This is a genomic window from Gordonia jacobaea, assembly GCF_965344965.1.
Lineage (GTDB): Bacteria > Actinomycetota > Actinomycetes > Mycobacteriales > Mycobacteriaceae > Gordonia > Gordonia jacobaea.
In genome coordinates this window covers 175,520-187,593 of the sequence record NZ_CBDRLS010000005.1, presented here as the reverse complement: position 1 = coordinate 187,593, position 12,074 = coordinate 175,520, and the positions used below count along the sequence as shown (strand labels likewise).

Below are 12,074 nucleotides of genomic sequence, written 5' to 3'. Positions count from 1 at the left end.
TCATCAGACGATGCCACGGGCGCCGATTCGGCTAACTGGCAGGTGCAGCCGGTCTTACTGGAACCGGACGGTGATGTCCGAATGGCCGATCCGGATGCGGTCGCCGTCGGCGAGCTCCCAGCTGTTGACCTGGACGTCGTTGACGGTCGTGCCATTGGTGGAGTTGAGGTCGGTGAGCATGGCGGTGCTGCCGTCCCAGCGGATCTCGACGTGGCGACGCGAGACGCCGGTGTCGGGGAGGCGGAACTGCGCGTCCTGGCCGCGACCGATGACGTTGGAGCCCTCACGCAACTGGAATGTGCGGTTGCTGCCGTCTTCGAGGAGCAGCGTGATCGCGGCGGGTGCGTAGCCGCCGGGATGTCCGTAGCCCTGGTCGTATCCGTAGCCGGGCTGCTGCGCGTAGCCCTGCTCGTATCCCTGCTGGCCGTAGCCCTGGTCGTAACCCTGCTGCGGGTAGCCCTGGGCATAGTCGTAGTCCTGCTGGCCGTAGCCGGGCTGCTGTGCGTAGCCCTGGTCGTAGCCGGGCTGCTGTCCGTAACCCTGCTGCTCGTAGCCCTGCTCGTATCCGTAGCCGGGCTGCTGGCCCTGCGCCGGGTAGTAGCCGCCCTGCTGGCCGTAGCCGGGAGCCTGCTCGTAGCCCTGTCCGTAGCCGCCCTGCTGGTAGTCGTAGCCCTGCTGGGCGTACTCCTGGCCGTGTTCCTGCTGGCCCTGGCCGTAGCCCCGGGCGTCGTCGTAAGCGGGTTCTGCGCCTCGCCGCTGGTCGTAACCGGGATTCTGCGTCATGGCTGGGACTCCTACTTGTTGTGGTGCGTGTGGTTGTGGGGGCGGACCGGAAGTCGGCGGCTGGGCTTGCGGCCCCGGGGGCCGACCACGTGCGGCCCGCGGTGGTTCTGAAGCATCGTTACCCGCGCGTGGAGCGGACCCGACCGGACGCGGGCTCGCATCCGGATCGACCCGACCACGGGCACGGAAGATACCGGTGTGCAACGACGGCGATTGGTCGAACTCTACGACGACCTTTCCATACGTCTGCCATCCGTTGTCGGCGATGAAGTTTTCCAGGTGCTTGGAGAACGTCTTGCGGTTCAACTCGTACTCAGTGGCGATGTGCTGGTGGTCAGTCGGGCTGAACAACAACGAGTAGCTGTTCGCCGCCAGCACCGTGCCGTCGCCGAGGCTCTCCAGCGACTCCTCGGCCTCGCGCTGCAGGCCGTTCTCGATCTCCTGCGGAGCAACCTGACCACCAAAAACGCGCGCAAAGCCGTCGTCGACGGCCCCCTCGAGCTTGCGCTCGAATCGTTGCAGGATTCCCATCGTCGACCTCCCTTCGCAGCCCTGGTGGCGTGTCGTCGTGCAAGTGACCTTGATTGATGATACCGATACTTACGGCTAACACCGTCTCAGATCAACCGCCGCAGCTTCAACTATGGCCGCCCGCTGGTCGAGCTTGTCGAGACCACTCGCTGCTCGAGCCCGCCCTCGCCGGTCGGGCCTTTGCCCCGCTGGTCGAGCTTGTCGAGACCACCGAGCCGCTAATCGAGCCCGCCCCCGCTGGTCAAGCGCCACCCCCGCTGGTCGAGCCTGTCGAGACCACCCGCCCGCCCGAGTTTTACATCGGCGCCGCATTGTTGCTATCGTTCTCCAGTCGTCGAGCTACCCAGTTCGACGACATGCCCGCCGATTTCGGCGGCCACGGGCGAGTGGCGGAATGGCAGACGCGCTGGCTTCAGGTGCCAGTGTCCTTCGGGACGTGGGGGTTCAAGTCCCCCTTCGCCCACCGTGAGCAGTTCTACAGAGATTCACATCAGAGGTCACAGTCTCTCCCAGACTGTGACCTCTGCTTTTTGTCCGGCGCGTTGAGCCTACTTCGACGAGGTCTGGGTCTTTGGGGCCTCGTGATGCTCTGTCCCCATCGTGGTTTCGTTCTCCACATCAACAATCTCGGATTCGGATTCGCAGTCAGGGCCAGGCGTGGTGCGAGAATCGCTGATGCTGACAAAGAACAAGACCACCAGAAGTAGGCCGACCGACGTGGCAACAACTTGCAGGGCCCACAGAGGGTCGTCTGCATACTGGGTCACCCACAGGCAGAAGACAAGGAAGGCGACAAGGCCGGTCGAGATCTCTCCTGACGCCTCGACCCGAGTCGACCATTTAGCGAAATCAGGATGCCGAGACTTCGCCAAAATCTTCGATACACCTTTGGTCACTGTGAGCACGCCAGTCATCGCGAGTAGCCAGGGTGCTAAGTCGGCCCATATGGTCATCGCCCACCTCGTCGCTGCCGTTAGATTTGTCAGTTGTTGTACTCGGGTGGTCTGACAAGAACGGTCCGACGACCTACACCCGCCCGCGCGTACGTCGACCGGGCCTGGTTTGGGGCAGAGGGTGCCGATGTCACGCAGGTGGGGCACTCGAATTGGCACCTACAGTCGTCAGGTCGCATGCCCAGACGTCGGTGTTGTGTGACGCAGCGGACCGACCACCTCGTCTCCGCTGAACAGGCGGTCGAGGACGCTCAGGTGGGCGGTTCAATTCCTGGAGGTAACCGGCGTCGCGTATGACCGCTGTCGTATTAAAGACCAGCCGGTGATACGCCCACGTGCCATGCGCTGGCCCACCGAGCGGTTTGTGCTCGACGATCGCGAGTGCGCGACCGATCTCCCGATCGGTGATGACCCAGTCGACGCCACGACCAGATTCCTTCACGTACGGCGTCTCGCCGGAGGGCAGGTCACCTTTCGTCAGTGTCGGTGCAGTGGCACGCACAATCGCCCACCGCAGACCTTGGTTCCGTGACGATCCGAGCGCCCTCAACACCTTTCACGACACCTCAAATCCGATCGGTGGATCGAGGCTTAAGCTCAGTATCAGTGAGCGATTAAAGACAACCTGGGTCCTAGGCGCGGTTGGGACCCATGGCAGTTGTGTCATGAAACGATGCGGGGTGGTGATGGTTCCGAAAGCGTGGATCGTCGACCTCGACGGCACATTGGCTCTGAACGCAGGTCGAAACCCGTACCAGTGGGATCGGGTGGGCGAGGATCTGCCGAATCCACCGGTGATCATGGCGGTCCAGGCTTTGGCGGACCACCCGGAGGTATCTGCCATCATCGCTGTCTCAGGTCGAGATGAATCGAGTCGCCTACAGACCGAGATGTGGCTACACGCCCAGGACGTACCCTTTGACGCGCTTCACATGCGTCAGTCCGGAGACGGCAGGGCCGACGAGGTCGTGAAGGAAGGGATCTATCGGACCCAGATTGAGGGTCGGTTCGACGTTGTCGGCGTCATCGATGACCGCGACAAGGTGGTCGATATGTGGCGTCGAATTGGTCTGACGTGCTTTCAGGTGGCGGAAGGCAACTTCTGACTCTGATCGGTAGGTCTCTGTCCCATCTGGGATTTGTCCGTGGCGCACTGCGATCGTCCTGTTGTGAATCGGAAACGGACGACCCATTGACGACAATTGTCCTGTTCCGCGACCGGCCGTATGGTCGATGACGTGAGCAAGCGCGAGGACGGGAAGAATCGCTATCTCGGCGCCTACGACAAGCCGGTGCTGAAGGACTGGATCTTCTGGCTTCATGTCGGGGTGACGGTGCTGTGCTGCGTTGCGCTGGCCTTCCCCACGCCTGAAACCGCCAAGACGAGCACCACACCGCTCTGGATTGACATCGTTATCGGCGGTCCTCTCGTCGGATTCATCTTCGTCTACCCGATCGCACTGGTCCGCAGGCTTGTTCGAAGCGTCATCGAAAAGCGTGCAAGAGAAGCGGAAAAACGACGGTCTGTAGCCCAGAGCTCGTATCTGCCGCCGCTTTACCCCGCGGCAACGTGGCCGCCACCCATGACGAACCAGTCACCACGCGCATTCTGGGATCAGCCGGTACCCCTTCCACAACCGATACCGAACGCAAGCGAATACCAACAGCCACCGGCTTGGCCAACAGAACCAGCGCCGGCAACGCCGCCGACGGTCGTGCCCACCGCATCAACTGAGAGGCAAGTCCCCGTCGCGGCTCCGGTCCAGACCCCCGGCGAAGGGGCGCCACCGCAGCAGCCTGTTGAGATCACTGACATCACGCGGAACACGAGCGATGACGTCGTCCTGGACAACGCGCGAACACGCCTGCCCTACCCAATCGCGCGAACTGTGCGTGCCTACCAGATAAATGGCGATCCGTTTCAGTCCTATGAGCTCTTGCTCGAGTTGGGTGAGACCGTCTCGGTATGCGTGGGTGCGCTGTCTGCGGCGTGGTTGCGTGCGCACCAGCCGAGCAATCCGGCGATGGTGGTTTTCCTCGATCGGATGCATGGAGGCATCAGCCAGGGAGCTTGGCACGAACTAATCAGCGCGGCCTCGAATGCGATGCGGGACAACGAGAATGCGATCCCAAACTTCGTGACCGGTGTCTCCCGATCAAAGAAGACACGGGACCTGGTGGAGATCCTGCGGGAGATCGTGACCGAGCGAAATCGCTGGGCACACGGGGCACGGCCGACTACCAAAGGTGAAGCGCTGGCCCGCGCGGCAACGCTGAAGCCAGCAATCGACGAAATGGTGCGCAAGATCAGCTTCCTGGGCCAACATCGCTGGCTCCTCATTCGCAATGCGGCGTATGTTCCGCGACAAACGCACTTCGTGGTCGACTACGGGGCAGCAATGGGCGATCACCCAGACTTTGAGGTCCATCGATTGACGTCGACAACCCCTGTCGCGACAGAGAATTTCTACGTCCATTTCGGCAACGAGTTCATGGATCTCAGCCCGTTCATCGTGTACCGGTACTGCTCCCACTGCCATAGCCCAGAGGTGTTCTTCGCCGACAGGATCAGAGACTCCGGTGCAGTGCTGAAGAGCTTCGCGCGTGGTCACGAAGAGTTCGATCAGGCACTATTCGACGAATTCGAAGCGCTGAAGGGCGCGTAGGACGAGCGGCTGGCCGCCGCGATTCCATTCTCGTCGCGGATCTCGAGGACGCGGATCTGATGCAGCAAGCCGAACTGCTTCTCGAGTAGCGTCTGCCACTGACTAGCAGACGCGCAGATGTCGTGGTCTGCGGTGTACATCCGAGGACCGGAGAATCGCGAAGGAGGCCTGCGGCAGATAGCTACGCCAGGGCGTGAAGGATCAATCCTCAATGGCGATCGCAGCACCCCGAGGCCGCCGGGTCAGGTCAAGGTAAGCAGCCGATTCGGCCGACCTACTCCGCCCGCGTCACCAACGACAGCAGGACGCCGGTCATGGTGTCGACGGACAGTACGTGCTCGCCCTCGCGCCCGACGTACTCGAGCGAGAGCCCGTTAATCAGCGCGAGAACGAGCACGGCGGCGTCGAGCGGAGGCACCCGCAGTCGCAGGTGTCGAGCCGCCACGACCTCTTCGATGTTCCCCGCGAGCGATTCGGCGAGCTGCGCCCGCGCGGCGGTGTAGTCCTTGAGGAGCTGCGGGTCCCGATCAACCTCCGACCGGAACTCCGCGAACACCACATTGGTCCGGTACGTGTCCCGGATCTGCTTGAGGATCATCAGCGCCAGGAAGCGCATGTCCGTCTCGGGGTCGGCGCTCTCCGACGTCGGCACCAGCGCCGGCGCGGTGAAGGCCGTAGCCCGCTCGGTGAACACCGACGACGTCAGGTCCATGAACAACGCGCCCTTGCTGGCGAAGTTCGAGTACACCGCACCCTTGGAGTAGCCGGCACGTCCCGCGATCATCTCCAACGACGCGTTGGCGTATCCCCGTTCGAGGAAGACCTCGCGCGCAGCCGCCCTGATGTCGGCCTGGACGTTCGCGCGGCTCGGCCTGCGCTTGGGTTGGGGCTCGACGTCGGCTCCGGCGCCTGTGGAAGTGGAGCTTGACGATTCCGCGCTCATCGGGACATTATCAATCACGGCTGCCAGTACCAGCGGTATCGAGAAGTGGAGATTCACTCGAGTACGTCGGGGGCGTCGATGCGCCACCCAACCGGCACGTCGACGTCACGAGACCTCTTCTCGGTACCGCGTCTGAGGACCCTCGTCGTCGGAGTGGTAGCGGCTGCGTCGCTGCACGATGAATCCTGCCGAGACGATGATCATCGCAGAGATTGCGGAGAAGATGATCGCCTGCCGTTGATCGTTGTCGAAGACCATCAGGATCAGTACGGCCAGAATGAACAGCATCACCACACCGGTCAGGTACGGGAAGAGCCACATCCGCACCGGCGGCCGGTGACCCTCCGCGCGCAGCACGCGTCCCAGCCGCCACTGGCTCGCGGCGATCGTCAGATAGACAAACAGCGCGATCGCACCGCTCGTGGCGAGCAACCACGCAAAGATCTTGTCCGGCAACACATAATTGCCGACCACTGCCAGGAATCCGACGACCATCGACATCAACACCGCTACCCACGGCACTCCCTTCGGCGTCAGGCTGCGCACCACCTGCGGGGCGTCGTGCCTGGTTCCCAGCGAGAACATCATGCGCGACGCCGTGTACAGCGCCGAGTTCAAACACGACGCAACGGCCGTCAGGATGACGATGTCCATGATGATCTTCGACCCCGGAATCCCGATGGCCTCCAACACCGACTGGTACGAACCGTTCTCGAGCTTGTTGTAGGGCATCAGCGCGACGACGACGAAGATCGACCCGATGTAGAACAGCGAGATCCGCCAGATCACCGAGTTGACCGCCTTGGTGATGCCGCGTTCGGGGTTCGGAGATTCTGCGGCGGCGATCGTCACGATCTCGGTGCCCATGAACGAGAACATCGTGATGAGCATGCCCGCGATCACCGCGCCGAACCCGTTGGGCATGAACCCATCCGGCTGCCACAGATGACTGACACCGCTGACTTCTGAGCTCGGAATCCACCCGAAGATCGCCGCGACGCCAACGAGAATGAACGCCACGATCGCGACGACCTTGATCAGCGCGAACCAGAACTCGAACTCTCCGTAGTTGCCGACGCTCGCGAGGTTCGTGATGGTCAGCAGCAGTGTCACGGCAAGCGCCCAGATCCACTGTTGACCACCGACCAGGTCGGTGAGGATCGCGGCTGCGGCCGTCGCTTCGACGGGTATGACGAGCACCCAGAACCACCAGTAGAGCCAGCCGACGGAGAAACCCGCCCAGCGGCCGAGCGCGCGGTCGGCGTACACCGAGAACGAACCGGTGTCGGGATTTGCCGTCGCCATCTCACCGAGCATCCGCATCACCAGCACCACCAGGGTGCCCGCCAACGCATAGGAGATCAGGACGGCAGGACCGGCCTTCTCGATGGCGTTCGCAGATCCGACGAACAGACCTGCGCCGATGACGCCGGCGATCGAGATCATGGTGATGTGCCGGGGCTTCAGATTCGACCCCAGCGAGGTGGGCGCTTCCTCGGTGGAGCTGTGTGACTCGGTGGTTGCCATCGCTATATGACGTCCCTTCGAAACGGTATTGACCCGATGTGGTGCGGGTGCTGCTTGTGGCGGTACGGCCCGATGTGTGCGGGCATGTCAGTTACCGACGCTTAACCCTACGGAAGGCCCCGCGACTCCACAGAAGAATGCGCCAACGTCGCGAATGTCCGAATCACCGTAGTGCACCCCATGTTTCGAATGCGGCGAGTGCGGCGTCGCCGGTATTCCACAGTGCGTCGATATCGACGACGGCGGCGTCGTGAGTCCGACGATCCTGCAGCGCCAACCCGTTGCCGAACGTCAGCACGTTGTAGCCGACGTCGGCCGCGCGCAGCATCGGCCCAGTCGCCTTTCCGGCTCCGACCAGCCGGTCGAGTCCCTCACCGAAGAAGTAGAAGCGGAACGTCGGTCCTAGGTCGACGTGATACGCACGGTCTGTCTCACGGACGATCGAATCACCATGTGCGGCAATGGCATCGACGAGACGGAAGTAGTCCGACGCGTCGTCGGCCGTTGTGCGCGCATCTGCGGTGGCATACGCAAGGTCCACGGTGATGTGAGCGTTGTATCCGCTGAGCGCGACGCGTTCACCGGAGATGCCGCAGGTGCGCGCCAATCCGAAGTACCGCTGCCAATGTGGCGGCACCGTGCCACCCGAGAACTCGGCGTGCGTCGCGTCGAGGAAGCGGTTGAGCAGTCGCAGGCTGATCACGGGCGCCCAAGGCGGGTTGCGGAACGTCGACGGCTGCCGCTGGAGCGGCATCACCGCGTCGCGCTCGACCGCCGCCAATCCGAGGGCGAACAACCCTCGCCGGTCACGGTGCGCGGTGAGGATGTCGGTGATCTGCCACAGCCGACCGACCTGACGTTCCAGGACCGGAAGCGCCGTCGTCCCGGGTGACGCGTCCGCGGTGTCCGACAGTTCGACGATCCGCCGCACCTCGCTCGCCGACAGTGGGCTACCGCACGCCCGTGAAACATCAGCACCAACCGTCGGCGTAGCCACCGCTGCGCCCGTTCCGGTCACCGCGCCACCGGCGACCGCGAGCGCAACGATCATCCTCACCAGCGTGAACCTGGGTGCGCTCATCATCCGATGCTACGGTCGGCGTCGCTCGACGGCAGCGCTTGCGATGAATATGCAAGCCAACGGTGGTTCTGTGCTCAGAGCACAACAGTCCGACGAAAGTCTGGTGCGCGGGGCCGTTCTCGGTCACGCGGACTGCTATTAGTGTTCTGGCTCACATCCACCTAGTAGAGGACCTATTCATCGTGAGCGCACCGTCGTATTTTCCCTGGGAGCTGGCCCATCGTGCAGCCGCACCATGCGTCCGCGACGACCACACCGAACTCGACTACGCGAGCTTTGCCGCCAGAGTCGACGCCGCAGCCGAGCAGTTCGACGCACTCGGAGTCCGACGCGGCGACGTCGTCGCGACGTTCCTGCCCAACCGGGTCGAACTTCTCATCGCGATCGCCGCCGCCTGGCGCCTCGGCGCCATCGCGACACCGGTCAACCCGGCGTTCACCGCGAGTGAGGCGCAGTATCAGCTCGACGACTCGGGTTCCCGCCTCGTGCTCGTCGACGACGACGCCCTGTCCGACACGTCGGAGCGCAGCATTCTCCACGTCGACGACCTCGCCACCTCCGGCTCGTCGTGGACACCTCCGGAGTCTCCGGCGATGTCCGACGACGCCCTGCTCATCTACACCTCGGGATCGACCGGCCGCCCCAAGGGTGTGCGTCTGGCCCACGACAACCTGTACTACATGGCGTCGACGATGAAAGACCTGATGTCGTTGACCTCGGCCGACCACGCGCTGCTGGTGCTGCCCCTCTTCCATGTCAACGCGATCTGCGTCAGCTTCCTCGCGCCGATTCTGGCCGGCGGCCAACTCAGCATCACCGGGAAGTTCTCGCCGTCGCGCTTCTTCACCGACCTGCACTCGCTGGCGCCGACCTACTTCTCGGCAGTGCCGACGATCTACGCGCTACTCGTTTCCCACCCCGACGTCAGCGCAGAAGCCTTCGCCTCGTTGCGATTTGCGATCTGTGGCGCCGCCCCGATCTCGAAGGAACTGCTCGAGCACGTCGAGTCGACGTTCGGCGTCCCGATCCTGCAGGGCTACGGACTCACCGAGGGCACCTGCGCCTCGGCGTGCAATCCCCTTGATGGACAACGGAAGACCGGAACCGTCGGACCTGCGCTGCCCGGCCAGACCATCCGCATCGTCAGCCCCGACGGCAACGACGTACCCACCGGCGAACCCGGCGAGGTACTCATCTCCGGCCCCAACGTCATGCGCGGCTATCTCAACCGCCCGGACGCCACCGCCAGCACTGTCGTCGACGGCTGGCTGCACACCGGCGACGTCGGAACCCTCGACGCCGACGGATACCTCACCCTGGTCGACCGCATCAAGGACATGATCATCCGGGGCGGAGAGAACCTGTACCCCAAGGAGATCGAGAACGCACTCGCTACGCATCCAGCGGTTCTCGAGTGCGCGGTGGTCGGAGCACCCGACCCCATCTACGGCGAGGTACCGGTCGCCTTCGTGGTCGCCTACCCGGACCAGCCGGTCCGCGAAGCCGAACTGACCGACCACGTCGCCTCGATCCTCACAAAGGCCAAGCGCCCCAACGAGATCAACGTCGTCGATCAGCTTCCCCGCAACCCGGTGGGCAAGATCGACAAACCAGGACTACGACGTCAAGTCCGCGAACCCCAGCCAACGTAAACCCAGCCAACGTAAACCCAATCCGCACAACACGTTCCGAGCGCCCGACCGCGTCCTCGGTCGATAGCGCCTGCCCGAGAACCTTCAGATAAGGAGAACACCATGGGTCTCGTACAACCCGACTTCCCACCGGTTGACCCGGAAACCTTCCTCGACAAACCATTCTTCGACCGGATGCGCGTGCTCAGCACGCACTGGGCCGAGTACGGCTTCGGTACACCCAAGATGCTCCAGGTGATCTACCTGGTGAAGATCCTGGTGCTCTACTTGGCCATCGGTCTGAGCATCGCGACCTTCACCTCCGGCCTGAACGTGCTGCACGTGTCGCAGTGGTGGAACGAGCCGATCATCTACCAGAAGGCCATCCTCTGGACCCTGCTGATCGAGGTGCTCGGACTCGGCGGCTCCTGGGGACCGCTCGCCGGCCACTTCAAGCCGATGACCGGCGGGTTGCTGTTCTGGCTGCGCCCACAGACGATCCGGCTCCCACCGTGGCCCGGCAAGGTGCCGCTGACCAAGGGCGATTCGCGCACCGTGTTCGACGTCGCGATCTACGCACTGCTCCTGGTCGCCACCGTTGTCGCACTGGTGCTTCCGGGTGTGCAGTCGAGCTGGCTCAACGACGTGGCGCCCACCTCCCACGGCCTGGTCAATCCGGTTCTGATCTACCCCGTGATCGCACTGCTGGTCATCATCGGCCTGCGCGACAAGGTCATCTTCATCGCGGCGCGCGGTGAGCAGTACCTCCCGGCCCTGATCTTCTTCGGCTTCCTGCCCTTCGTCGACATGATCCTCGCGCTCAAGCTGCTGATCGTCACGGTGTGGGTCGGCGCGGGTGTCTCCAAACTGGGACACCACTTCTCGATGGTCATCCCGCCGATGATGTCGAATACGCCGTGGCTGACGATCAAGGCCCTCAAGCGCGCGAACTACCGCGACTTCCCCAACGACCTCCGACCGTCGAAGGTTGCAGGCGGTATCGGCCACGTGCTCGGCACCATCGTCGAGGTGGCCACGCCACTGGTCCTGCTGTTCTCCACGAACAAGTGGCTCACACTCGCCGCGGTGGTGTTGATGGTGGGCTTCCACCTGTTCATCTTCTCGACGTTCCCCCTCGCGGTCCCGCTCGAATGGAACCTCCTGTTCGCCTATGCAGCGATCTTCCTGTTCTGGGGTTACCCGGCATGGGACGGCTTCGCACTCACCGATACGACGATGCCGTGGGCAATGGTTCTCATCGCCATCGCGCTCTGCTTCTTCCCGGTGCTCGGTAACCTGCGTCCGGATCTCGTGTCGTTCCTCCCGTCGATGCGGCAGTACGCAGGCAACTGGGCGTCGGCCACCTGGGCATTCGCACCCGGTGCGGAGGAGAAGCTGGAACAGCACATCGTCCGCTCGTCACCCAACACCCGCACCCAGCTGATGGCGTCGTACCCGCCCGAGGTCGCCGATGTGGTGATGCATCAGATGCTCGCCTGGAGGTCGATGCACAGCCAGGGCCGTGCGCTGTACTCGCTGATGAGCCGCCACCTCGGCGACGACATCAACACATACACCCTGCGTGAAGGCGAGTTCGCGTGTAACTCGTTGGTGGCGTTCAACTTCGGTGACGGCCACCTGCACAACGCGAAGATGATCGCCGCCCTGCAGCGACGCTGCAACTTCGCTCCGGGGGAGTTCCTCGTCGTGTGGATCGAGTCGCAGCCCATCCACAAGGGCACCCAGGAGTACCAGGTGATCGACGCCGCGCTCGGTGTCATCGAGCGGGGTACGTATCGGGTCACCGATGCCATCGCCGAGCAGCCGTGGCTGCCCAACGGGCCGATCCCGATCAACGTCGAATGGACGCTCGACGTTGACGCGGCCCGCGCGTTGACTGATCCTGAGGTGATGACCGAACCCAAGATGCGCGGCGCAGGCGCGCAGGAGCAGGTGTAG

The 12,074-nt window shown here is 63.4% G+C and carries 9 protein-coding genes and 1 tRNA gene; 5 read left to right on the top strand and 5 right to left on the bottom strand.

Annotation, left to right across the window (positions count from 1 at the left end):
* Positions 1-54 precede the first annotated feature (54 nt).
* The gene (locus ACRVY7_RS17730; RefSeq protein ID WP_431818024.1) at positions 55-1,314 is read right to left on the bottom strand and encodes an FHA domain-containing protein; all 1,260 of its coding nucleotides are present in this window, start codon (positions 1,312-1,314) and stop codon (positions 55-57) included.
* Between the two features lie 380 nt (positions 1,315-1,694).
* On the opposite strand from ACRVY7_RS17730, the gene ACRVY7_RS17725 reads away from it, so the two are divergent.
* Positions 1,695-1,777, top strand: a tRNA-Leu gene (locus tag ACRVY7_RS17725).
* Positions 1,778-1,862: 85 nt separating this feature from the next.
* On the opposite strand, the gene ACRVY7_RS17720 is transcribed toward ACRVY7_RS17725, so the two are convergent.
* Positions 1,863-2,267 carry a hypothetical protein gene (locus ACRVY7_RS17720; protein WP_431818023.1) on the bottom strand — a complete coding sequence of 135 codons (405 nt, stop codon included), beginning with the start codon at positions 2,265-2,267 and terminating at the stop codon, positions 1,863-1,865.
* Between the two features lie 491 nt (positions 2,268-2,758).
* Between ACRVY7_RS17720 and ACRVY7_RS17715 the strand changes: the two genes are divergently transcribed.
* Positions 2,759-3,373: a phosphatase domain-containing protein gene (locus ACRVY7_RS17715; protein WP_431818022.1), complete on the top strand. Its 615-nt coding sequence runs from the start codon at positions 2,759-2,761 to the stop codon at positions 3,371-3,373.
* 132 nt (positions 3,374-3,505) lie between these two features.
* Entirely contained in the window at positions 3,506-4,933 is a 1,428-nt protein-coding gene (locus ACRVY7_RS17710; protein WP_431818021.1) for a hypothetical protein, read from the top strand.
* Between the two features lie 274 nt (positions 4,934-5,207).
* Here the strand turns inward: ACRVY7_RS17710 and ACRVY7_RS17705 are convergent, their stop codons facing one another.
* The 3 genes from ACRVY7_RS17705 to ACRVY7_RS17695 all read right to left on the bottom strand — a co-directional run bounded on the left by ACRVY7_RS17705 (position 5,208) and on the right by ACRVY7_RS17695 (position 8,484).
* Positions 5,208-5,876: a TetR/AcrR family transcriptional regulator gene (locus ACRVY7_RS17705; protein ID WP_431818020.1), complete on the bottom strand. Its 669-nt coding sequence runs from the start codon at positions 5,874-5,876 to the stop codon at positions 5,208-5,210.
* Between the two features lie 105 nt (positions 5,877-5,981).
* Entirely contained in the window at positions 5,982-7,403 is a 1,422-nt protein-coding gene (locus ACRVY7_RS17700; protein WP_049699158.1) for an amino acid permease, read from the bottom strand.
* A gap of 163 nt (positions 7,404-7,566) precedes the next feature.
* Complete coding sequence (locus tag ACRVY7_RS17695; protein WP_431818019.1) at positions 7,567-8,484, bottom strand: DUF5995 family protein; 918 nt, start codon at positions 8,482-8,484, stop codon at positions 7,567-7,569.
* 182 nt (positions 8,485-8,666) lie between these two features.
* On the opposite strand from ACRVY7_RS17695, the gene ACRVY7_RS17690 reads away from it, so the two are divergent.
* Complete coding sequence (locus tag ACRVY7_RS17690) at positions 8,667-10,136, top strand: class I adenylate-forming enzyme family protein (protein WP_431818018.1); 1,470 nt, start codon at positions 8,667-8,669, stop codon at positions 10,134-10,136.
* A gap of 102 nt (positions 10,137-10,238) precedes the next feature.
* Positions 10,239-12,074 (top strand): DUF3556 domain-containing protein, encoded by a 1,836-nt coding sequence (locus ACRVY7_RS17685; RefSeq protein WP_431818017.1) that lies wholly within the window; start codon positions 10,239-10,241, stop codon positions 12,072-12,074.

Bases quoted from the DNA above. Each gene is read 5' to 3' on its own strand.
- ACRVY7_RS17700 (WP_049699158.1), bottom strand. From the start codon at position 7,403: ATGGCAACCACCGAGTCACACAGCTCCACCGAGGAAGCGCCCACCTCG.
- ACRVY7_RS17705 (WP_431818020.1), bottom strand. From the start codon at position 5,876: ATGAGCGCGGAATCGTCAAGCTCCACTTCCACAGGCGCCGGAGCCGAC.
- ACRVY7_RS17695 (WP_431818019.1), bottom strand. From the start codon at position 8,484: ATGAGCGCACCCAGGTTCACGCTGGTGAGGATGATCGTTGCGCTCGCG.
- ACRVY7_RS17685 (WP_431818017.1), top strand. From the start codon at position 10,239: ATGGGTCTCGTACAACCCGACTTCCCACCGGTTGACCCGGAAACCTTC.
- ACRVY7_RS17720 (WP_431818023.1), bottom strand. From the start codon at position 2,267: ATGACCATATGGGCCGACTTAGCACCCTGGCTACTCGCGATGACTGGC.
- ACRVY7_RS17730 (WP_431818024.1), bottom strand. From the start codon at position 1,314: ATGGGAATCCTGCAACGATTCGAGCGCAAGCTCGAGGGGGCCGTCGAC.